This window comes from Kribbella sp. VKM Ac-2568, assembly GCF_004345365.1.
Lineage (GTDB): Bacteria > Actinomycetota > Actinomycetes > Propionibacteriales > Kribbellaceae > Kribbella > Kribbella orskensis.
In genome coordinates this window covers 132,143-153,709 of sequence record NZ_SLVF01000016.1, presented here as the reverse complement: position 1 = coordinate 153,709, position 21,567 = coordinate 132,143, and the positions used below count along the sequence as shown (strand labels likewise).

Here is a 21,567-nt window from a genome sequence, read left to right as displayed (position 1 = left end):
GGTCGAATGCGGTGGCAGGCCCGGCCGCCGAGATCCCCCTGACCGAACCTGAGGTTGTCGTGCTCACCATGCAGGACGCGCTGCTCGCGCTCACGAAGTACTGGACCGACCGGGGCTGCATGGTGGTGCAGCCGTTCAACACCGAGGTGGGGGCCGGCACGCTGAACCCGGCGACCATCCTGCGGGTGCTGGGTCCCGAGCCGTGGCGCGTCGCGTACGTCGAGCCCTCCGTGCGCCCCGACGACGCCCGCTACGGCGAGAACCCGAACCGGCTGCAGACGCACACCCAGTTCCAGGTGGTGCTCAAGCCGGACCCGGGCAACCCGCAGGAGCTGTTCCTGGCCAGCCTCGAGGCGCTCGGCATCGACACCGACGCGCACGACGTCCGGTTCGTCGAGGACAACTGGGCCAACCCGGCCACCGGTTCCTGGGGGCTGGGCTGGGAGGTCTGGCTGGACGGCCTGGAGATCACTCAGTTCACCTACTTCCAGCAGGCCGGCGGGATGACGCTGGACCCGGTGTCGGTGGAGATCACCTACGGCATCGAGCGGATCATGATGGCGCTGCAGGGTGTCTCGCACTTCAAGGACATCGCCTACGCCCCGGGCATCTCGTACGGCGAGGCGTTCGGCCAGGCGGAGTACGAGATGAGCCGGTACTACCTCGACGACGCGGATGTCGACAGTGAGCGGCGGCTGTTCGAGGAGTACGCGCAGGAGGCCCGGCGGATGCTCGACGCGCGCCTGCCGGTCCCCGCTCATCTGATGGTGCTGCGCTGCTCCCACGCGTTCAACGTGCTCGACGCCCGCGGCGCGGTCAGTACGACGGAACGCGCGAAGGCGTTCGGCCGGATGCGCACCCTGGCCCGCGAGGTCGCCCAGCTCTGGGCCGAGCGGAGGACCGAGCTCGAGCACCCGCTGGGGATCGCCGAGTTGCCGGCCGCAGCCCCGGAGCCGACCGAGTTCCCGACCATGAGCGGCACCCGGCAGTTGCTGTTCGAGATCGGCACCGAGGAGATGCCGCCGTCGGAGGTGACCAAGACCGCCGAGTCGGTCCGTGTGGCACTCACCGAGAAGCTGGCCGCGACCCGCCTCGGCCACGGCGACATCACCACCTATGCCACCCCCCGCCGGGTGGTCGCGTTCGTCGCCGGAGTACAGGCGGGGGAGCCGGATGCCGAGCGGGTCGTCCGCGGTCCGCGCAAGTCCGCCGCATTCGATGCCGAGGGCAACGTTACGAAGGCGGCCGCCGGGTTCGCCCGCGGCCAGAGCGTCGAGACCTCCGAGCTGCACGACCTCGAGGTGGACGGCGTCGAGTACGTCGCGGTGACCAAGCCGGATCCGGGTCGTGGCGCCGCCGAGGTGCTCAGCGGCGTGCTGGCCGAGATCGTCAACGGTCTGCGCTCGGACAAGAACATGCGCTGGAACGACTCCAAGCTCTCCTTCACCCGGCCGGTCCGCTGGCTGGTCGCACTGCTGGGCGACCAGGTCGTCCCGGTCTCCGTGTCGACGCTCGCCGCCGGCCGGACCACCCGGGTGCACCGCACGGCCGCGCAGCCGACGGTCGAGATCGCCGCGGCCGAGGGGTACCTCGACCTGCTGCGGATCCACGGCATCGAGGCCGATCCGGCCAAGCGGCGGGCGCAGATCATCGAGGCGGCGCAGCGGCTCACGGCCGAGGTCGGCGGCACTGTCGACGTCGAGGGCGAGTCCACCCTGGTCGACCAGATCGTCAACCTGATCGAGGAGCCGACCGCGATCCTCGGCAACTTCTCGCCGGACTACCTGGACCTCCCGTCGGAGATCCTCACCACGGTGATGCGCAAGCACCAGCGCTACCTGCCGGTCCGCGACGCCGACGGCAAGCTGCTGCCGCACTTCGTTGCCGTCGCCAACGGTTCGGTCGACGAGGCGACGGTGCGCAACGGCAACGAGGGCGTACTGCGCGCCCGGTACGAGGACGCCGCCTTCTTCTGGCGGGCCGACCTGCAGAGCACGCCCGAGGCGATGAAGCAGGGGCTGGAGAAGCTCGCCTTCGAGGAGCGGCTCGGCTCGATGGCGCAGCGGGCCGGCCGGATCGCGAAGGTCGCCGAGGCGCTGGCGGAGAAGACCGGGCTGGAGGGTGACGACCTGACCGCGCTGCGGCGGGCCGCTGAGCTCGCCAAGTTCGACCTCGGCTCGCAGATGGTGGTCGAGCTGACGAGCCTGGCCGGCACGATGGCCCGCGAGTACGCGCGCCGTGCCGGTGAGTCCGAGGCCGTCGCGCAGGCGCTGTTCGACATGGAGTTGCCGCGCGCCGCCGGTGATCCGGTGCCGTCGACCACGCCGGGAGCGATCCTGGCGCTGGCGGACAGGTTCGATCTGCTGGCCGGGCTGTTCGCGGTCGGCGCCAAGCCGACCGGGAGCTCGGACCCGTTCGCGTTGCGGCGGGCGGCCGCGGGTGTCGTCGCGATCCTGCGCGAGCACCCGGAGCTCCGGGCGATCACGCTGTCCACCGGTCTGGCCGCGGCCGCCGAGCAGATCGGCGCCCAGGGCATCGAGGTGTCCGAGTCCGCGCTGGCCGATGTCGCCGACTTCACCGTCCGGCGGTACGAGCAGCAGCTGATCGACCGCGGTGACGACCACCTCCAGGTCGCCGCCGTGCTGTCGCTCGCGGAGGCTCCCGCGGCCGCCGACGAGACCCTCGCGGAGCTCCAGCGCCAGGTGGAGAACGAGTCGTTCGCCGAGCTGGTCGCAGTACTGCAGCGGGTCCGCCGGATCGTCCCGGCCGACGTGACCGCGCAGTACGACCCGTCCAAGCTGACCGAGCCGGCCGAGCTGGTCCTGCACGAGGCGGTCCAGAAGGTCGGTACGGCGCCGACCGCGCTGGGCGAGTTCGTGACGGCGGCCGAGGTGCTGGTCGAGCCGATCACCACGTTCTTCGAGGAGATCCTGGTGATGGCCGAGGACCCGGAGGTCCGCGCCGCGCGGCTCGGCCTGCTCGCCACCATCCGCGACCTCGCCGCCCCGGTACTCGACTGGCAGGCGCTCGGTACCAGCCTGGCGTCCTGACGTCGGGCGGGATGTCAAGAAGCTGATCGTGGTCCCGACCAAGAGGTGACCGGCCACTCGGCCGGTCACCGTCCAGCGGAGGTGCCATGAGAACCGACATCCTGTCCGTCCCCGGAGCGAGCCTGTACTACGAGGTTCGCGGGGCCGGGCCTGTTCTGCTGCTGGTGTGCGGCGGGGTCTACGACGCCGCGGGGTACGCCGACCTCGCCCAGCACTTCGCCGACCGGTACACGGTGGTGACCTACGACCGGCGGGGCAACTCCCGCAGTCCGCTCGACGGTCCGGCCGAACCGCAGAGCATCGAGGTCCACAGCGACGACGCCGCGCGGGTGCTGGCGGCAGTGGGCGTCGCCGCGGACGCGCCGGCTGAGGTCTTCGGCAACAGCTCGGGTGCGATCATCGCGCTCGACCTCGTAGCTCGTCATCCCGAACTCGTCCGCACACTCGTCGCCCACGAACCGCCGTTGTTCGAGCTGCTGGAAGACCGCGACCACTGGCGCACGATGATCCGCTCGGTCGAAGAGACCTTCCAGTCCGCCGGTCCCTGGGCAGCACTGGAGAAGCTGAACGCCGGCTTCGCCGCCGACCGTGCGGATGGCGACGGGCCGGATTCGGAAGCTGAGCAGCCGCCCGGGCCGGATGCGGAGGCTGATGCGGAGACTGTGGCGCGGATGCAGGAGAACTTTGCGTTCTTCGTTGGTTACGAGGTTCCGCCGTTCGCGGCGTACCAGCCGGACCTCGCTGCGCTCGCCGCGGCGCCGACCCGCGTAGTACCGGCTGTCGGTGAGGGCTCGAACGGCGAGCCCTGGGTGCGGGCCGCGGGGGTCCTGGCCGAGCGATTGGGAACCGAAGTTGCCGCGTTCCCCGGAGACCACGGTGGCTTCGGCACCGAGCACCAGGAGTTCGCCGCCAGGTTGGACAAGCTCCTTAGAGCGGCAGGGTGAGCAGGGGGGCGAGGCGTTCGCCGATCAGGCGGTAGCCCTCGGGCCCCGGGTGCAGGTCGTCGACGTACAGGGCTTGGGCTTCCTCGATGCTGAGCACGGTGCGGCCGTCGATCAGCTGCAGCTCGGGATCGCCCAGCGCCCGCGCGCCGAGCTCCACACAGGCGCGCACGTCGTCGAGGGTGAGGCCGAGAGCGTTCGGCTTGCCCTCCACGTTGGGTGCGTGCAGCGGCGTGATCACCACGATCGGCGTGTGCGGATGCCCGTCGCGCACGGTCGCCACGAACGACTCGACCTGCCCGGGCAGGGTCCGCCCGCTGAACGTCTCGCCGCCGTAGATGTTGATGCCCAGGCACAGCGTGATCAGTCGCGCCGGCGTATCCCGGATGGTCCGCGCCGCGATCGGGTCGAGATGGCACTCGCCCGCGAAGCCGAGCGCGACCAGGTCCCAGCCGTGCTCGCGGGCCACCAGCGCCGGCCACGTCTCGGACGGTCCGTACGCTCCCGTGCACTGCGTGATCGAGCTGCCGTAGGTGATCCACCGCGGCCCGACCGGTGGCTGCGGCTCCGCCTCACCGTCGAACAACACCGCCCGTACGCCGATCGCGCCCGCCTGCGGCAGCCAGATCTCCAACCGCACAGGCCCGGGCGGTAGCTCCACGGTGATCCGCTGCTCGCCTGCCTCGACCGGGCGACGCGCATGCAGGACGCCGTCGACCAGGAAGTCGACCGGCGCGATCAGCGAGTAGATGTCCAGCTCGGCCCGGATCTCCAGGCTGACCGTGGCCGCCGAGGTCAGCCAGGCGGCCCGTACGCCGGCCGGCGTCGCCGCCCGCGACCACAACCGGTGGCCCGGCCGGTCCGGCACACCGACCCAGTCGGTCAGGGCGAACGACTGCTCGCGCGGGTCCAGCCGCCAGAACGTCATCCACCCGGCGGCATCGATCTCCCGATGCCGGTAGCCGGTCCAGAGCGGGTCAGCTCCCACTGCGCACCACCCTCTCCGCCGCACCGGCTCCGCGCCGCGCGGACGACGGTACTGCGCTCGCGCGGGGGGTCGCACGAGCCGCTGGGGTGGACGGCGTGGCGGCGGCCGAGGTGTACAGGCGAGTGGCGGCCTTGGCCCCGAGGCTGGCATCCACATGGTCGCGCATCACCGCGGCGGCGGTTTCGGCGTCTCCCGCGGCGACCGCCTCGACGAGGGCGAGGTGCTCGGCGTGGGTGCGGTCCAGGTCCTCCTGGCTGCGTTCGACCTTCAGCGCGAGCCGCCGGTAGCGGTCCGCCTTGTCCCAGAGTCCGTCGAGGGTCTGGACCAGCAGGTCGTTGTGCGAGGCGGAGTAGATCGCGTGGTGGAAGAGCCGGTGCGTGCTGAGCTCCTCGACCTTGGGGTCGGTCCGCAGCGGGGCCAGGTCGGCGGCGGTGGCGCGGATCAGCTCGAGGTCGGCCCGGGTCCGGCGCTCCGCCGCGAGTCCGGCGGCGAGCGGGTCCAGCGACCGGCGGATCTCGACGAGATCCCGCGCCTCCTCGGCGTTCAGGGTGCTCACCCGGGCGTCACGGTGGGCGTCCAGCTCGACCAGACCGTCGCTCATCAGCCGCCGCAACGCCTCCCGCAGGGGCGTCGTGCTGATCCCCAGCTCATGGGCCAGCCGGCCTTGCTGGATGACGGCCCCGGGCTCGAGCTCACCGCGCAGGATCTGGTCCCGGACCAGCCCGTACGCGAGCTCGGCCTTGGTCGGGCGGCTCCCGTTCTGCTCGTCCATCGGTCCTCCGTTCAGGCGGTCGGGAGGTTATAACCTACCGCAGCCCAGCCGCCGCCGCGACGCCTGCCGACATCATCTCGACGGTCGCCTCACACCGCGTTATAACCCTCACGTAGACGGAATCAGCGCATTTCAAGGCCTGAGACGGTTCGCCTCGGTCCCTTGACGGAACAGGTTATAACGAAGCACAGTAGCTGCATCACTCGACGAGAGGACCCAGCGTGGCCACCACCGCCCACCCGGAGCCCTACCGGCTCGGCATCCTGCTTGGCGACGGCATCGGCCCGGAGATCGTGCCGGCCACCGTCCAGGTGATGGATGCGGCGCTCGCCGCGGCCGGCGCGAAGCCCGCCGACTGGGTGCCGCTGCCGCTCGGCGGAGCTGTGATCGAGACCCACGGCAGCGCGCTGCCCGCGGAGACCCTGGAGACGCTCGGCGAGCTCGACGGCTGGCTGCTCGGCCCGCACGACAGCGCTGCCTACCCGGAGCCGCACCGCTCTCAGCTCAACCCGAGCGGCGCCATCCGCAAGCACTTCGACCTGTTCGCCAACATCCGGCCGGCGAAGGCCTTCGAGGGCACCCCGGCGCTGCGGCCCGGCATCGACCTGGTCGTCGTCCGGGAGAACACCGAGGGCTTCTACGCCGACCGCAGCACCTACCGCGGCACCGGCGAGTTCATGCCGACCCCGGACGTGGCAATCGCGATGGGCATCTTCACCCGGCCCGCGATCGAGCGGATCGCCCGCACCGCCTTCGAGCTCGCGATGCGGCGGCGCAAGCACGTCACCGTGGTGCACAAGGCGAACGTGCTGCGCACCAGCACCGGTTTCTTCCTCGACATCTGCCGCGAGATCGGCGCGCAGTACCCCGAGGTCGAGCTGGACGACTTCCACATGGACGCGATGACCGTGCACCTGGTCCGCCGGGCCGAGGCGTTCGACGTGCTGGTCACCGAGAACATGTTCGGCGACATCCTGTCCGACCTGACCGGCGAGCTGGCCGGGTCGCTCGGCATCGCGCCGTCGATCAACGCCTCGCACGAGCGGGCGATGGCCCAGGCCGCGCACGGCTCCGCCCCGGACATCGCCGGGCAGAACCTGGCGAACCCGATCGCGATGATCAACTCCGGCGCCATGCTGCTGGACTGGCTCGGCACCCGGTACGACGACCCGCGGGCGCAGGCGGCCGCGGTACTGATCGAAAAGGGGCTGGAGGCAACAGTCCGGTCCGGTGTCAGTACTGCGGACCTCGGCGGCACGGCCGGTACGTCGGACTTCGCCGCGGCGGTGGCCGCCACGATCGGCGCGGTATGACCATCGCGGAATCTCGCCCGGCCGAGCTGGTGGTGGGAGAGCGCAAGATCGCCTTCCAGCCGCTGCGGGGTGTCGCGCCCGACCAGCTGCCGCGCACGCTGCGGATCCTGCTGGAGAATGCACTTCGGCACGGATCGCCCAGCGAGTCCCTGCGCAACTGGACGCCAGGGTTGACCGGTGAGATCGAGGTCTACGCCTCCCGGGTGTTCCTGCACGACACCAACGGCGTACCGGTGCTTGCGGACCTGGCGGCGATGCGGGACGCGGTCGCCAGTCGTGGCGGAGACCCTGCGACGGTCGATCCGCTCGTCCCGGCGGAGCTGGTGATCGACCACTCGGTGATCGCCGACGTGTTCGGCCGTCCGGATGCGCTGCAGCTGAACGAGGAGCTGGAGTACCAGCGCAACGGCGAGCGGTACCGCTTCCTGCGCTGGGGTCAGCAGGCGCTGGAGCAGCTCGAGGTCGTCCCGCCCGGTTCGGGGATCATGCACCAGGTCAACCTGGAGTACCTGGCCCGGGTCGTCGACGAGCGCGACGGCCTGGTGTTCCCGGATCTCTGCCTGGGCACGGATTCGCACACCACGATGATCAACGGCCTCGGCGTGCTGGGCTGGGGGATCGGCGGGATCGAGGCCGAGGCGGCGATGCTCGGCCAGTCCGTGTCGATGGTCCTGCCGCCCGTCGTCGGAGTCCGGCTGGCCGGCTCGCTGCCGGCCGGGGCAACCGCGACCGACCTCGTCCTCACGATCACCGAGCGGCTGCGGGCGCACGGCGTGGTGGGCAAACTGGTCGAGTTCCACGGGCCCGGCCTGGCCGGTCTGCCGGTGGCGGACCGGGCGACGATCGCCAACATGAGCCCCGAGTTCGGCTCGACCGCCGCGTGGTTCCCGATCGACGACCAGACGCTTCGCTACCTGGGTTTCACCGGTCGGCCGGCCGAGAAGATTGCACTCGTCGAGGCCTACGCCAAGGAACAAGGCCTCTGGCACGATCCGGACGCGGCTCTCGTGTTCGACGAGCGGGTCGAGGTCGACCTGGGTGAGGTGGTCCCGTCGATCGCGGGCCCCAGCCGCCCGCAGCAACGCATCCGCCTGGCCGACTCCAAGCAGACCATCGAAGCCGCCCTCCCGGCCGGTCCGCGGACCTCCGACTCCGAGCCGGGGCACGGTGCGGTGGTGGTCGCGGCGATCACCTCGTGCACGAACACCTCCAACCCGGCGGTGATGGTGGCCGCCGGCCTGCTCGCCAGGAACGCCGTGGACAAAGGACTGGCGAGCAAGCCGTGGGTGAAGACGACCCTGTCGCCCGGATCCCGGGTGGTGATGGACTACCTCGCCGAGGCGGGACTCACGCCGTACCTGGAGAAGCTGGGCTTCCACCTGGCCGGGTTCGGGTGCATGACCTGCATCGGGGCGTCCGGCGCGCTGATCGACGAGGTTGCCCAGCGGGTCCGGGCCGAAGGGCTGTCGGTCGCGGCGGTGCTGTCGGGCAACCGGAACTTCGAGGGCCGGATCCAGCCGGACGTGCGCTCCAACTACCTGGCCTCGCCGCCACTGGTGGTCGCCTACGCGCTGGCCGGCCGGATGGACGTCGACCTGCTCACCGAGCCGCTCGGTGTGGGCAGCGACGGGGAACCGGTGTACCTGAAGGACATCTGGCCGCGGCCGACCGAGATCGACGGCGTGATCCGCGAGGCGCTGCAGCCCGAGATGTTCACCAAGGCCTACGCGGACGTGTTCGCGGGCGACCATCGCTGGCAGAACCTCGGCGGCGAGGCCGGCGAGACCTTCGCCTGGGACGAAGTGTCCACCTATCTGCGCCGACCGCCGTACTTCGAGTCGCCGGCCAGGCCGGGTGACCTGGTCGGGGCGCGAGCCCTGGTCAGGCTCGGTGACGCCGTCACCACGGACCACCTGTCCCCGGCCGGCGCGATCCCGCCCGACAGCGTTGCGGGTCGCTACCTGCGGAGTCTCGGCGTACCGGCCGGTGAGCTGAACACCTATGCCTCCCGCCGGGGCAACCACCTGGTGATGATGCGCGGCGCGTTCTGCAACCTCCGGCTCCGGAACTCCCTTGCCGAGGGCACCGAAGGCGGCGTCACCCGCAAGGACGGTGTGCTGACGTCGGTGTTCGAGGCCGCGATCGCCTACCAGCAGGAGGAGGTGCCGGTCGTCGTTGTCGCGGGCAAGGATTACGGCACCGGCTCGTCGCGGGACTGGGCGGCCAAGGGGCCGGCCCTGCTCGGCGTGCGGGCGGTGCTCGCCCAGTCGTTCGAGCGGATCCACCGATCCAACCTGGTCGGGATGGGCGTCCTCCCGCTCGAGTTCCTCCCGGGCGAGGGCGACGACCTGACCGGCGAGGAGCCGATCGACATCGCCCTCGGCGACGACGGCTTCGCGACCGTCTCGTCGGCGGGCAGGACCTACCGGCTGCGGATCCGGCTCGACACCCCGCGCGAGCACGACTACTACCGGCAAGGCGGAGTGCTGCCCTACGTGCTGGATCGGCTCCAGTCCCGAACGCGGCCAGTCGTTGCCGCAGCAGGAAAGTAACCAGTACGCTTGTGTAACAGGTGATGCAATTTAACTAAGGTTACGCTCACCTTCATTTTCGGAAGGAATACCAGCAGATGAGCACGGAAGTGGCGGAACGACCGGCCGAGCAGCACCACTCGCACCGGGATGTGACCGGAGGCTGGCTGCGGCCGGCGACCTTCGGGGTGATGGACGGCCTAGTGTCGAACTTCGCCCTGGTGGCCGGAGTGGTCGGCGGTGGCGCGAGCGGCAAGGTGGTGATCATGACCGGCCTGGCCGGGCTGGTCGCCGGCGCCTGCTCGATGGCCTCGGGCGAGTTCACCTCGGTCTCCTCGCAGACCGAGCTGATGCAGGCCGAGATCGAGACCGAGCGGCGTGAGCTGAAGGTCCACCCCGAGGAAGAGCTCAAGGAGCTCGCGATGATGTACGAGGCGAAGGGCCTGCGCCCCGAGCTGGCGGCGGAGGTCGCCCGCGAGCTGACCGCCGACCCGGCGGTCGCCCTCGACGTGCACGTTCGCGAGGAGCTCGGCGTCGACCCGAACGACCTGCCCTCGCCCTGGCTGGCGGCGGGTTCCTCGTTCGCCGCGTTCGCGATCGGCGCCGTGATCCCGCTGCTGCCGTTCCTCTTCGGCGCGGCCAGCGTGCTCCCGGCTCTGCTGCTGAGTGTGATCGGCCTCGTCGTCACCGGCGGCATCGTCGCGCGGATCACCGCCCGTCCGTTCTGGTACGGCGGCGGCCGGCAGTTGCTGCTCGGCGGCCTGTCCGCCGCGGTGACGTACGCGATCGGCCTCCTGGTCGGTACCGGCCTGTCATGAACGAGGTAGCTGGCGTGAGCCACCGGCCGTTGCGGATCACCGCCCTGGTGAAGCAGGTGCCGAAGGGCGACCACAGCGGTCGCCTCGACGCCGACGGACGGCTCGAGCGTGCGGGTGCCGTCACCGAGATGAACCCGTGGTGCCGTCGGGCCGTCGCCCAGGCGGTCCGCCTGGCGGGGGAGTCCGGCGGCCGCAGTACCGCCGTCACGATGGGTCCGCCCGCCGCGGCCGACGTACTGCGGGAAGCGGTGGCCTGGGGGATGGACGACGCGGTGCATCTGAGCGACCGGGCGCTGGCCGGCTCCGACTGCCTCGTCACCGCCCGGGCGCTGGCTGCCACGATCGGCACTCTCGGTGCGACGGACCTCATCCTCGTCGGCGCCAGCTCGGTCGACGGCAGCACGGGAGCGGTCGGCACGATGATCGCCGAGCTCCTCGGCCTGCCGTACGTCGGCCCCGTCCTCGCCGTCGAACCCGAGCCGGGCGACTCGCCGGCAGGCACGCCGGCCGCGGAGCAGGCGGTCCGGCTGCGGGCGACCGTGCAGCACGACGACTGGACCGAGTCCGTCGTAGTGGATCTGCCAGCCGTCGTCGCCGTCGCGGAACGATCATGCAACCCCTGCAAGGCTCCCGCCGAGACCTGGCCGCCTGAGGATGTCGTCCGCCGGATCTCGACGGCGGATCTCAATCCCGGCAGTTGGGGCCTGGCCGGCAGTCCGACCAAGGTGGCCGGTGTTCGCCCGGTCGAGCTGACCCGTGAACCAGTGATCTTCCGTGGCACTCCGCAGGTCCAGGTGAGCCGCGCGATCGCGGAGCTCCGGGCCCGCGGCTGCCTCGACGAGCTCGAGCTGCTGACCGAGTCGGACGAGGTCGTTCCGCCGCCGGGCCAGGAGCAGCCGGAGGTCGTCGTCCTGGTCGGCCCCGGGCCGGAAGCAGGCATCCGGGCGCTGGTAGGCGCTGCCGCGGTACTGGCGGCCGGCGCCGGTGGATCCGTGACCGCCGTTCGGACTGACGGCGGACCGGATGCGCCGGATCTGTCCGGCTGGGGTGCCGATGCAGTAGTAACACTGACAGGCGACGAACCGCGGCCGGCCGCGAGTGCGCTGGCCGAGTGGATGGCAGCCAGGTCGCCCTGGGCCGTCATCGGCGCCGCGCTCCCGTGGGACCGCGAGGTACTGGCACGGCTTGCTGTCGCCTTCGGCGCCGGCCTGATGTCGGACCTGGTCAGCCTCCGGGTGGACGGCACGCGTCTGACCGGCCTGAAGCCGTCCGGTGGCGGCACGCTGGCCGAGATCGTCAGCCACGGGTCACCGCAGATCGCCACCTTGCGGACCGGCATGCTGCCGCTGCGCAAGCCGCGCCACTCCGAACGAGCCCCGCACACCGTGCTGTCCGTGCCGCCGGATCCCGCGATCGAGCGGACCGACCGGAGCAGCGGCGGCGAGGGGGATGCGCTCGACCGTGCGGAGGTGGTGATCGGTGTCGGCCGCGGCGTCGACCCCGGCCGGTACGCCGAGCTCGAGCCGATGCGGGTGCTGCTCGGAGCCGAGCTGGCCGCCACTCGCAAGGTCACCGACCAGGGCTGGATGGCGCACGGCCGCCAGCTCGGCATCACCGGACGGAGCGTCGCGCCGCGGATGTACTTCGCGATCGGCCTGTCCGGCAACATGAACCACCTGGCCGGCGCGAGCCGGGCCGGGACGGTACTGGCCATCAACACCGACCCCGCGGCGGAGATCTTCGCGCACTGCGACGTCGGGCTGGTCGCGGACTGGCAGGAGGTGATGCCGTTTCTCCTCGACGGACTGCGAGAACGCGGTGTCACGGCCTAGTGGGGCGCCGCCGGATAACCTGTCCGGCATGGCGACCCGACGTACCAAGGCCAAGAGCACTGCGGAGCTGTCCGACGCTGCGTCGGCCTCGTGGCTGCTGCTGATCTACAAGGTGCCCAGCGACTCGTCGCGGGCCCGGGTGGCGGTGTGGCGGGAGCTGAAGCGGCTGGGCGGGTTCTACGTCCAGCAGGCGGTGTGCGTACTACCGGATCGCGAGGAGCTGCGGGCCGGCATGGAGAAGGTGCGGGAGAAGGTGGCCGAGCTGGGTGGCTCGAGCGTCTTCCTCACCCTGACCGATGTCGACGACGACGCGCGCGACCAGTTCGTGGAGGGCTTCCAGAGCCAGTCCGCGAAGGAGTACGCCGAGATCGTCGAGGAGTGCGAGACGAAGTTCGCCAAGGAGATCGAGTTCGAGCGCTTCCGGGAGAACTACACCTTCGAGGAGGCCGAGGAGATCCGCCAGGACCTGGAGAAGCTGCGGCGCTGGCTGGCCAAGGTGGAGGGCCGGGACTGGATGGGTGCCGAGGGCAAGGATCTTGCGCGGGCCAGGGTGGCCGACTGCGAACGCCTGCTGGAGGAGTTCGAGGCGGACGTCTACGAGCGGACCGAAGGCAAGATCTGAGGCCGGATCCGAGGCAGGGCGTGAGCGGCGTCTGAAGCAGGGCGCCGGCCGGCGTCGCTACTTGCGGCGCTGGGGTTTGCGCTTCGCCTTGGGCAGGGTCACGTAGCCCTCGTCCGCGCGGGAGTAGCCGATCAGTTCCTCGCGGAGCTGGTTCATCCGGTCGGTGGTGTCGAGCGAGCGTTCGCGGTCCGCCGCGGCGACCGCGATCGTCAGCGCCTCCAGCAGGATCAGCACGGTCGCCTGGCTGGTGAACGTGCCGGGCCGGCTCATCGGCGCGGACAGCACCACCGCGACCTCGTCACGCAACGCTTCGCCGAGGGTGTCGGTCAGCAGGATCACCGGTATGCCGGCCTCGGTGCAGTGGTCCAGGATCACCCGGCTCTCCCGGACGAGGCGGTTGTGCGCCAGCACGACCACCACGTCCTCCGGGCCGATCAGCAGCAGCCGGTCGGCCAGGCGGTAACCGGTGTCGGACGCGGACCGGGCCCGGTGCCCGATCCGGACCAGGTGGGTGGCGATGTACTCGGAGACGCCTTCGAGGCCGGCGAAGCCGCAGATGATCGTCTCGCGGGCGGCGCCGACCAGCTCCACGGCGCGGCGGAACTCGTCCGTGTCGAGGGTGCGCTCGGCCTGGGTCAGTCGCTCGATGTGGTCGCGCAGCGTCGCGCTGAGCACCGCCTCGGGTCCGTTGCCGACGGACTCGATGCTGTTGCTCAGCCGGTTCGCCGGCGTGAGGAGGCTCTGCAGATGGCCCTGCAGCGACCGCTTCAGGCCCGGCAGGCCGTCGAAGCCGAGAGCTTTCGCGGTCCGGACCACGCTGGCATCACTGGTGCCGGTGGCGCGGCCGAGCTCCTCGGCGGAAGAGAAAGCCGCCTCCTGGGGATGGGCGGACAGGTATTCGGCGACCCTTCGTTCGGTCGCGGTGAGGGTGCCGAACCGGGCCGCGACCCGCTCCTGCAACGTGGGCGGCTTGGGCTCCGCAACAGTCACGACCGCTCCTTCGCCTCGCAGTAGTTCTGCCGGTACGCACTGATCATGTCACCCGGCGGGCCCAGATCACCGGCAGGTAAACGATCGTCGGACCCGTTGACAGTCACTGTAGCAATCACTACCGTCATATGGATATTCGTAGTGAACACAACGAATGGTCACTTTCCAGACTTCTTCCGTCCACTGGAGCGACTCCGTGTCACAGCTCATCACGATCGACCTCACCGCCGCGGATGCCCGTGAGCGAGGCCGCCAGTACGGCGAGGCCGCCCGCGAACAGATCGCCCGCTCGGTGGCCTTCTACGCCGAGTCGGTGGCTCGCGCGACAGGCCTTCCCTGGCAGGAGATCCTCGACCGGGCGCCCGCGTGGGTGCCGGTGATCGACGGCTACCTGCCGGACATCCTGGACGAGCTGCGCGGCATCGCAGAGGGCGCCGGCCGCAGCTTCGAGGAGATCCTGGCCCTGAACAGCCGCGGCGAGCTCACCAAGGGCAACCCGTTCGCCGAGGCCGACGCCACCACGGACCGCAGTACGAACGATGACGGCTGTACGTCGTTCGCGATGCTGCCGCAGGCCAACGCGCTGGGCCGCGTCTGGGCCGGGCAGAACTGGGACCTGTGGGACGGCATCGCCGACACCATCGTCGTACTGCGGATCGCCCAGCCGGGCAAGCCGGCCATCATCTGCCACGTCGAGGCCGGCCAGGTCGGCCGGCACGGCGCCAACTCCGCCGGCCTGGCCCTGAACGCCAACGGGCTCGGCGCGGGCTTCGGGACCGGCCTCGGAGTGCCGGGCACCTTCGTCCGCAGGAAAGTCCTCGAGAGCTGGGACATGCACGACGCGCTGGCCGCGATCTTCGGCGTCCGGCAGAGCCTGTCCAGCAACCTCCTCCTGACCCACCGGGACGGTTTCGCCATCGACGTCGAGACCACTCCCGGACGGCACGGCTGGATGTACCCGACGGAAGGGCTGCTGGTCCACGGCAACCACTTCCAGTCCTTCATCCCGCCGCAGATCGAACAGTCCTACAAGCCCTTCTCGGTGGACTCGCTCTACCGGACGCCGCGCGTCGAGGAGGGCCTGTCCCGGGCCCGCGTCGACGGCACCACCGAGGAAGCGGTCCAGAACATCGTGCAGACCACGATGAGCGACCACTTCAGCCACCCCAACGCCGTCTGCCAGCACGTCGACCCGCGCCGGCACGAGCTCGACCGCTATTCCACGATCGTGTCCAGCCTGGTCGATCTGACCACCGGCACGTATCGGCTGACTCCCGGTCTGCCCTGCAGCAACAGCTACCAGCAGGCTCCGTGGAACCTCTACGACGGTCCTGGTCCCGAGGACCGTCCGCACGTCCCCGGTCCGGCGCAGGCTCTTGCCGTCGCCGGGTGAATCCCACCCCTGCAAGGCATCTTCGACTCGAGGAGCGAATGCCATGTCCCTTTCCATCACGAGGTTCCGGCGCACCGTCGCCGTACTCACCCTGACCGCCGCCGCGGTCGCCCTGTCCGGCTGCGGCGGCTCTGCTTCCTCACCGGCCACCGGTGCGGCCCCGAACGCCAACCGTGCCGCCGCCGCTGCCGGTGTCAGCTCGGACGTCAACGACGAGCAGTGCGGCAAGTCCACCCGCACGATCAAGCACGACCTGGGTACCACCACCATCACCGGCAACCCGACCAAGGTGGTTGCGCTGGAGTACTCGTTCGTGGACGCGATGGCCGCGGTCGGGATGTCTCCGGTCGGGGTCGCCGACGACGACCATCCGGAACGGATCATCGCGCCGATCCGGGAGAAGACCGGCAAGTACACCTCGGTCGGGCTGCGCGCCACGCCGAACATCCAGGTGATCACGTCGCTGAAGCCGGATCTGATCATCGCCGACAGCGGCCGGCACAAGGCGATCTACGACCAGCTGTCCAAGATCGCGCCGACGATCGCCTACCCGAGTCTGAACGGCAACTACCAGCAGGTGCTCGACAGCGAGATGTCGACGGCGATCGCGCTGAACAAGTGCGACGAGATGAAGACCCGGCTGGCCGAGCACGCCAAGCTCCTGTCCGAGCTGAAGGCCAAGGTGCCGGCCGGCGAGGAGCGCAAGGCGCTGTTCGTCCGGGCCTCGGAGAAGGGCTTCACCGGCTTCCCGCCGAAGGCGTACACCCCGGGGGTGCTGGCCGCCGTCGGCATCGGCACGGCGTTGCCGGACGAGAACGGTGACGCATCGGTCTCGCTCACGCTCGAGACGCTGACCACGACCAAGCCCGAGGTGATGTTCATCGCCCCGAACCCCGGCCCGACGCTGACCGACCAGTGGGAGAAGAGCCCGCTGTGGAAGCAGGTCCCCGCGGTGAAGGACAACCGGACGTTCGAGGTCGACCCGGACAGCTGGTCCAGGTCGCGCGGCCTGATCTCCGCCGAAGTGGTCGCCACCGAAGCCATCAAGCTGCTCTACGGGAAGTGACATGTCTCTGTCCCTGGAAACTGCGCCCACCGCCGAGGACGCCGCCCACCGGCGTCCTCGGATCACCACCAACAAGCAGCGGGTCACCTGGGTGACGCTGGCGCTGCTGGTGGTCCTGGTCGTGGGTCTCGTCTGGGCACTCTCGATCGGGAGTCAGCACATCTCGTTGTCCCGGTTGCCCGGGGCGATCTTGAAGGCCGACGAGCCCGACGAGCTGATCATCCAGTCGATCCGGCTGCCACGGGTGGTGCTGGCGCTCTGCGTCGGCGCCGCCCTGGCGGTGGCCGGTGCGTTGATGCAGGCCGTCGCCGCGAACCCGCTGGCGGCGCCCGAGATCATGGGCGTCAACGCCGGTGCGGTGCTGATGGTCGTTCTGGCCGTCACCGTGGTGCCCTCGCTGTCGGGTGCGCCGACGATCCTGCTGGCCTTCGGCGGTGCCGCCGCGGCCGGTGTGTCGGTGATGCTGCTGGCCGGTTCGGGGCGCGGCCGGGTCAGCCCGGTCCGGCTCGCGCTGGCTGGTGTGACGGCGAGCAGTCTGCTGATCTCGCTGACCCAGGTGCTGATCATCTTCGACGAGAACTCCACCGACAGCGTGCTGTTCTGGCTGGTCGGCGGCGTCAACTACGCGGGCTGGCACGACATCCGCAACCTGCTGCCCTGGCTGGTTCTCGGCCTGATCGGCGCGTTCGCGATGGCCCGGCCGCTGAACCTGCTCGCGCTCGGCGACGACATGGCCCGCGGTCTGGGTCAGAACGTCGAGCGGACCCGGTTGTTCGGGTCGGCCCTGGTCGTCGTGTTGTGTGGTGCTGCCGTGTCCGTGGCCGGTCCGGTCGCGTTCATCGGTCTCATCGTGCCGCACATCTTCCGCCGGCTCGTCGGCTCCAGCTACACCGTCCTGCTCCCGCTCTGTGCGGTGGGCGGAGGTGTGCTGGTGCTGTACGCCGACATCGTGTCCCGCTACGTCAAGCCGCCCTTCGAGGTACCGGCCGGTGTCGTCACGGCGCTGATCGGCGCACCGATCTTCGTGTACCTCGCGCGTCGACAGAAGGTGACCTCATGACGAGTACTGCGATCGTCGCTCAGCACATCCGGCGGACCTCCCTGGCGCGCCGGCACCCGGCCATCCTGATGGGGTCGCTCGGCGTGCTGGCCGTGGTTCTGAGTTTCTACGGGCTCAGCGTCGGCGCCACCGAGGTCCCGGTGGCCGACGTGCTGCGGGCCTTGGTCGGTGACACCTCGACCCAGGCGTCGCGGATCGTGATCGACTTCCAGTTGCCGCGGGTCCTGCTCTGCTGGCTGGTCGGCATCGCGCTCGCGGTGTCGGGGGCGGTGATGCAGGGCGTGATCCGCAACCCGCTGGCGGCGCCGGACATCATCGGCGTCACCAAGGGCGCGGGGTTCGCCGGCATGCTGTTGCTGCTCGCGATCCCCACCCTGCCGGTGGTGGCGGTCGTCCCGGCCGCCTTCGTCGGCGGCCTCCTCGCGGCCGCGATGGTGTATGTGTTCGCCTACCGGCGGGGAGCTACCCCGGTCCGGATCGCGTTGGTCGGGATCGCGGTCAGTGCCGCGTTCGAGGCCGGCATCCGGTTCCTGCTGGTCCGCAACCCCCTCGACGTGTCCGCGGCGCTGATCTGGCTGACCGGGAGCCTGTTCGGCCGGTCGATGACCTCGGTGCTGCAGATCCTGCCGTGGGTGCTCGTGCTGGTCCCGCTGATCATCGTGTGGGCCCGCAAGCTCGACGTCCTCGGTCTCGGCGACGACCTGGCCTCGGGCCTGGGGGAGCCGGTGGAGAGGACCCGCCGGGTGCTGCTGTTCTTCGCCGTCGCGCTGGCCGCGGCCGCGGTGGCGGTGTCCGGCACGATCGGCTTCGTCGGCCTGATCGCGCCGCACATGGCCCGGCGGGTCTTCGGCGGCAAGCACATCGCCTCGATCCCGGCCGCCGCGCTGTTCGGCGTCCTGCTGATGTTGATCGCCGACATGCTCGGGCGTGGCCTCGCACCGCCGCTCGAGATCCCCGCCGGCCTGGTGACAGCCGTCGTCGGGGGCCCGTACTTCCTGTACCTGCTCGTGAAGACCGGAAAGTAGGAGATCCGCCATGCGTCTGCAGGCACAAGGTGTCGAGCTGGCATACGACCGCACCGTCATCGCCAAGGACCTGACCCTGAACATCCCCGACGGCAAGGTCAGCGTGCTGATCGGGCCGAACGGCTCGGGCAAGAGCACCGCGCTGCGCGCTCTCGCCCGGCTGCTGCCGCCCACCAAGGGCAGCGTCGTCCTGGACGGCAAGTCCATCCAGGACACCCCGACCAAGGAGGTGGCCCGGCTGCTGGCGATCCTGCCGCAGGTCCTGGTCACCCCGGAATCCATCTCGGTGGAGGACCTGGTCTGGTTCGGGCGGCATCCGCACCGCACGTCCTTGAAGGTGCCGAGCGAGGCCGACAAGGAAGCCGTCGAGTGGGCCCTGAAGGTCACCAGTACGGCGGAGTTGCGGCACCAGCACGTCGACCAGTTGTCGGGTGGTCAGCGGCAGCGGGTGTGGATCGCGCTCTGCCTGGCGCAGGGCACCGACCTGATCCTGCTGGACGAGCCCACGACGTACCTCGACGTGGCCTACCAGCTCGAGGTGCTCGACCTGCTGCACCAGCTCAACCAGGAACAGGGCAAGACCGTCGCGATGGTGCTGCACGACTTCAACATGGCGGCGGAGTACGCCGACCACGTGTTCGTGATGAAGTCCGGCAGCCTGGTCACCCAGGGGCCACCGGAGGACGTGTTCACCTGCGACATCATCCGCGACGTCTTCGGCGTCGAGTCCAAGGTGGTACCGCACCCGGTCAGCGGCAAGCCGATGTGCATCCCCTTGCGGGCCGGCCTGCTGGAGCGTGCAAACCTGGCGGTGGCCACCGGATGAACCCGACGAAGGGGAGCAACGCATGACAGAGCAGGCCCTCACCGAAGCGGTCACGCCGGCCGAGATCGCCAGCCGGTCGCAGCGGGTCGCACCGCGGCTGCGCGAACACCTCGAGGTCACGCCGTTCGTGCCGTTCGGGGCGTTCAGCGAGGAACTGGGCGCGGAGGTGCTGGTGAAGTGCGAGCACCTGCAGCGCACCGGCTCCTTCAAGGCGCGCGGCTCGATGGCGAAGATCCTTACGCTGACCGATGAGCAGCGTGAGCGCGGTGTGGTGACCGCGTCCACCGGCAACCACGGGCTCGGGGTCAGCAACGCGCTGGCCACCCTGGGCGGCCGGGGCATCGTCTACGTGCCGGAGAACGCCTCGGTCAGCAAGGTCGCGGCGATCAAGCGCTTCGGCGTGGAGGTGCGGAGTCAGGGCACCGACTCCGGTGCGCTGGAACTGGTCGCCCGGCAGCACGCCGCCGAGAACGACCTCACCTACGTCCCGCCGTACAACGACCCGGACATCGTCGCCGGGCAGGGGACGGTGGGCGTCGAGATCCTCGAGCAACTGGCCGGGCAGCAGCTGGACGCGGTCTTCGTGGCCGTCGGCGGCGGCGGCCTGGTCAGCGGGATCGCCTCGGTGCTGAAGCGCTACCGGCCGGAGATCAAGGTGTACGGCGCCTCGCCGGTCCGCGATGCCCCGATGGTGGCGTCGATCGAGGCCGGCAAGGTGGTCCAGGTCGACGCCCAGGCGACCTTGTCGGACGGCACGGCAGGCAGTGTCGAGCCCGGCAGCATCACCTTCGAGCTGTGCCGGACGCTCGTGGACGACTGGATCCTGGTCAGCGAGGACGCGATCAGCGCCGCGCTGCGGATGGTGATCGACACCGAGCACCAGCTGATCGAGGGCTCCGCGGCGATGGCGTTCGCCGCCGCGCGGGCCCGGCGTACCGAGCTGGAAGGCCAGCGGGTCGCGATCGTGTGCTGCGGCGGCAACATCTCGGCCAGCACGCTGGTGGCCGCGCTGGCCTGACCCCTCCCCGGGCCCGCGCGGTGGCGCCCGAAGAGACCCCGGCTCCCGGGTCCCTTCGGGCGCCTCGGCATGCCCAAAAGTTGCCTCAGGCAAATAAATCCTCCGTCACGTTGACACGGAAAGAACAACGTAACTATCGTTAAATGCAGCATATGTTGCATCAAGCGAAGGAAGTGAGAGATGGACGCGGCAACGTGGGGCCTCATCATCGCGACGTTCGTCGCGTGTTTCGTGGAGATGGTGGAAGCCACCACGATCGTGATGGCGATGGGCTATACCCGGAGCTGGAAGTCGGCGCTGATCGGCACGCTGGCTGCGCTCGGCGCGCTCGCGGTGGTGACGGTGTTCGCCGGCTACGCGCTGGCCACCTGGCTGCCGGAGTCGGCGCTGCAGCTGGCGATCGGCGGACTGCTGCTGATCTTCGGGCTGCAATGGCTGAGAAAGGCGATCCTGCGGTCATCGGGCCGAAAAGCCGTGCATGACGAGGCGGCGATCTACAAGGAAGAGGTGGCGGCGGCCAAGGCCGCCGGGCAGAGCACCGGCAGTATCGACATGTTCTCCTTCATGGTGTCCTTCAAGGGTGTCTTCCTGGAGGGCATGGAGGTGGTCTTCATCGTGATCACCTTCGGCCTGAACGCGGACAACATCCCGGGCGCCAGCGCCGGGGCGCTCGCCGCCGTCGTGATCGTGCTGATCATCGCGATCGCACTGCGCCGGCCGCTGTCGATGATCAACGAGAACCTGCTCAAGTACGGCGTCGGCCTGCTGCTGGCGTCGTTCGGAACCTACTGGGCGGTCGAGGGGATCGGCATCTTCCAGTCCGGCCGCGAGAGCCTCGACTGGCCCGGTCACGACCTCGCGATCATCGGCCTGCTGCTCGCGTGGCTGGTGCTCAGCCGGATCTTCGTCGCCGTGCTGAAGACCCCCGCGGCCCCGGTCGCCCCCGCCAACGTCCCTGTGGAGGTGAAGAAATGAAGTTCCTGAAGTCCTTCGGCCAGTTCTGGTACGACTTCATCATCGGTGACGACTGGAAGATCGCCGTCGCCGTGGTGCTCGCCCTGGTGGCGCTGTTCGCGGTGATGAAGGCCGACGTGCTCGGCGACGCCGCGCTGACCGTGCTGGGAGGCGCCGGGATCGTGGTCGCGTTCGCGATCAGCCTCGCCATCGACGTCCGTCCGAAGCGGCGGTGAGGGCCTGAATCCCTTGCCCTGTTGACGTCCGGCCCCGCACGTGGATCCCAGTCCGTGCGGGGCCGGCGCAGGTCCGAAAGGTGTCTTGTAGTGAACACAACGCTATTCAGTAATTTCGTAGTACCTGCTACA

The 21,567-nt window shown here is 70.0% G+C and carries 18 protein-coding genes; 15 read left to right on the top strand and 3 right to left on the bottom strand.

What is annotated here, in order from left to right; translation table 11 throughout:
- The first annotated feature begins 11 nt into the window (after positions 1-11).
- Positions 12-3,050: a glycine--tRNA ligase gene (locus EV648_RS36380; protein WP_241995946.1), complete on the top strand. Its 3,039-nt coding sequence runs from the start codon at positions 12-14 to the stop codon at positions 3,048-3,050.
- A gap of 86 nt (positions 3,051-3,136) precedes the next feature.
- On the top strand, positions 3,137-3,994 hold the full coding sequence (locus tag EV648_RS36375) for an alpha/beta fold hydrolase (protein ID WP_132299977.1): 858 nt from the start codon (positions 3,137-3,139) through the stop codon (positions 3,992-3,994).
- Here EV648_RS36375 and EV648_RS36370 read toward each other — a convergent pair.
- Positions 3,978-4,979 (bottom strand): GDSL-type esterase/lipase family protein, encoded by a 1,002-nt coding sequence (locus tag EV648_RS36370; RefSeq protein WP_241995944.1) that lies wholly within the window; start codon positions 4,977-4,979, stop codon positions 3,978-3,980. The genes EV648_RS36375 and EV648_RS36370 overlap by 17 nt on opposite strands.
- Entirely contained in the window at positions 4,969-5,751 is a 783-nt protein-coding gene (locus EV648_RS36365) for a GntR family transcriptional regulator (RefSeq protein WP_132299975.1), read from the bottom strand. The genes EV648_RS36370 and EV648_RS36365 overlap by 11 nt, the downstream gene beginning before the upstream one ends.
- Positions 5,752-5,972: 221 nt before the next feature.
- On the opposite strand from EV648_RS36365, the gene EV648_RS36360 reads away from it, so the two are divergent.
- The 5 genes from EV648_RS36360 (at position 5,973) to EV648_RS36340 (ending at position 12,867) form a co-directional block, all read left to right on the top strand.
- Positions 5,973-7,064: an isocitrate/isopropylmalate dehydrogenase family protein gene (locus EV648_RS36360; RefSeq protein ID WP_132299973.1), complete on the top strand. Its 1,092-nt coding sequence runs from the start codon at positions 5,973-5,975 to the stop codon at positions 7,062-7,064.
- Entirely contained in the window at positions 7,061-9,616 is a 2,556-nt protein-coding gene (gene acnA / locus EV648_RS36355) for an aconitate hydratase AcnA (protein WP_132299971.1), read from the top strand. The genes EV648_RS36360 and acnA overlap by 4 nt, the downstream gene beginning before the upstream one ends.
- Positions 9,617-9,693: 77 nt before the next feature.
- Positions 9,694-10,413, top strand: a complete 720-nt coding sequence (locus EV648_RS36350) for a VIT1/CCC1 transporter family protein (RefSeq protein ID WP_132195800.1) — start codon at positions 9,694-9,696, stop codon at positions 10,411-10,413.
- On the top strand, positions 10,410-12,245 hold the full coding sequence (locus EV648_RS36345; RefSeq protein ID WP_132299969.1) for an FAD-binding protein: 1,836 nt from the start codon (positions 10,410-10,412) through the stop codon (positions 12,243-12,245). The genes EV648_RS36350 and EV648_RS36345 overlap by 4 nt, the downstream gene beginning before the upstream one ends.
- 28 nt (positions 12,246-12,273) lie before the next feature.
- On the top strand, positions 12,274-12,867 hold the full coding sequence (locus EV648_RS36340) for a Chromate resistance protein ChrB (protein ID WP_241995942.1): 594 nt from the start codon (positions 12,274-12,276) through the stop codon (positions 12,865-12,867).
- Positions 12,868-12,924: 57 nt separating this feature from the next.
- On the opposite strand, the gene EV648_RS36335 is transcribed toward EV648_RS36340, so the two are convergent.
- A complete protein-coding gene (locus EV648_RS36335) occupies positions 12,925-13,857 on the bottom strand; it encodes a MurR/RpiR family transcriptional regulator (RefSeq protein ID WP_132299967.1) in 933 nt (310 codons plus the stop codon).
- A gap of 196 nt (positions 13,858-14,053) precedes the next feature.
- Between EV648_RS36335 and EV648_RS36330 the strand changes: the two genes are divergently transcribed.
- The 8 genes from EV648_RS36330 (at position 14,054) to EV648_RS36295 (ending at position 21,435) form a co-directional block, all read left to right on the top strand.
- Positions 14,054-15,250 carry a C45 family peptidase gene (locus tag EV648_RS36330; protein WP_199235023.1) on the top strand — a complete coding sequence of 399 codons (1,197 nt, stop codon included), beginning with the start codon at positions 14,054-14,056 and terminating at the stop codon, positions 15,248-15,250.
- A gap of 43 nt (positions 15,251-15,293) precedes the next feature.
- The gene (locus EV648_RS36325) at positions 15,294-16,316 is read left to right on the top strand and encodes a Fe(3+) dicitrate ABC transporter substrate-binding protein (protein WP_132299963.1); all 1,023 of its coding nucleotides are present in this window, start codon (positions 15,294-15,296) and stop codon (positions 16,314-16,316) included.
- A 1-nt stretch (position 16,317) separates the two neighbouring features.
- Positions 16,318-17,376 carry an iron ABC transporter permease gene (locus tag EV648_RS36320; protein WP_132299961.1) on the top strand — a complete coding sequence of 353 codons (1,059 nt, stop codon included), beginning with the start codon at positions 16,318-16,320 and terminating at the stop codon, positions 17,374-17,376.
- Positions 17,373-18,401, top strand: a complete 1,029-nt coding sequence (locus EV648_RS36315) for an iron ABC transporter permease (protein ID WP_132299959.1) — start codon at positions 17,373-17,375, stop codon at positions 18,399-18,401. Before EV648_RS36320 ends, EV648_RS36315 begins: the two co-directional genes overlap by 4 nt.
- Positions 18,402-18,411: 10 nt before the next feature.
- The gene (locus tag EV648_RS36310; RefSeq protein WP_132195788.1) at positions 18,412-19,227 is read left to right on the top strand and encodes an ABC transporter ATP-binding protein; all 816 of its coding nucleotides are present in this window, start codon (positions 18,412-18,414) and stop codon (positions 19,225-19,227) included.
- Positions 19,228-19,249: 22 nt separating this feature from the next.
- Positions 19,250-20,245, top strand: coding sequence for a threonine/serine dehydratase (locus tag EV648_RS36305; RefSeq protein WP_132299957.1), 996 nt, complete (start codon positions 19,250-19,252; stop codon positions 20,243-20,245).
- 180 nt (positions 20,246-20,425) lie between these two features.
- Entirely contained in the window at positions 20,426-21,220 is a 795-nt protein-coding gene (locus tag EV648_RS36300) for a COG4280 domain-containing protein (RefSeq protein ID WP_132299955.1), read from the top strand.
- Positions 21,217-21,435, top strand: a complete 219-nt coding sequence (locus tag EV648_RS36295) for a hypothetical protein (RefSeq protein ID WP_132195782.1) — start codon at positions 21,217-21,219, stop codon at positions 21,433-21,435. The genes EV648_RS36300 and EV648_RS36295 overlap by 4 nt, the downstream gene beginning before the upstream one ends.
- Positions 21,436-21,567: the final 132 nt, after the last annotated feature.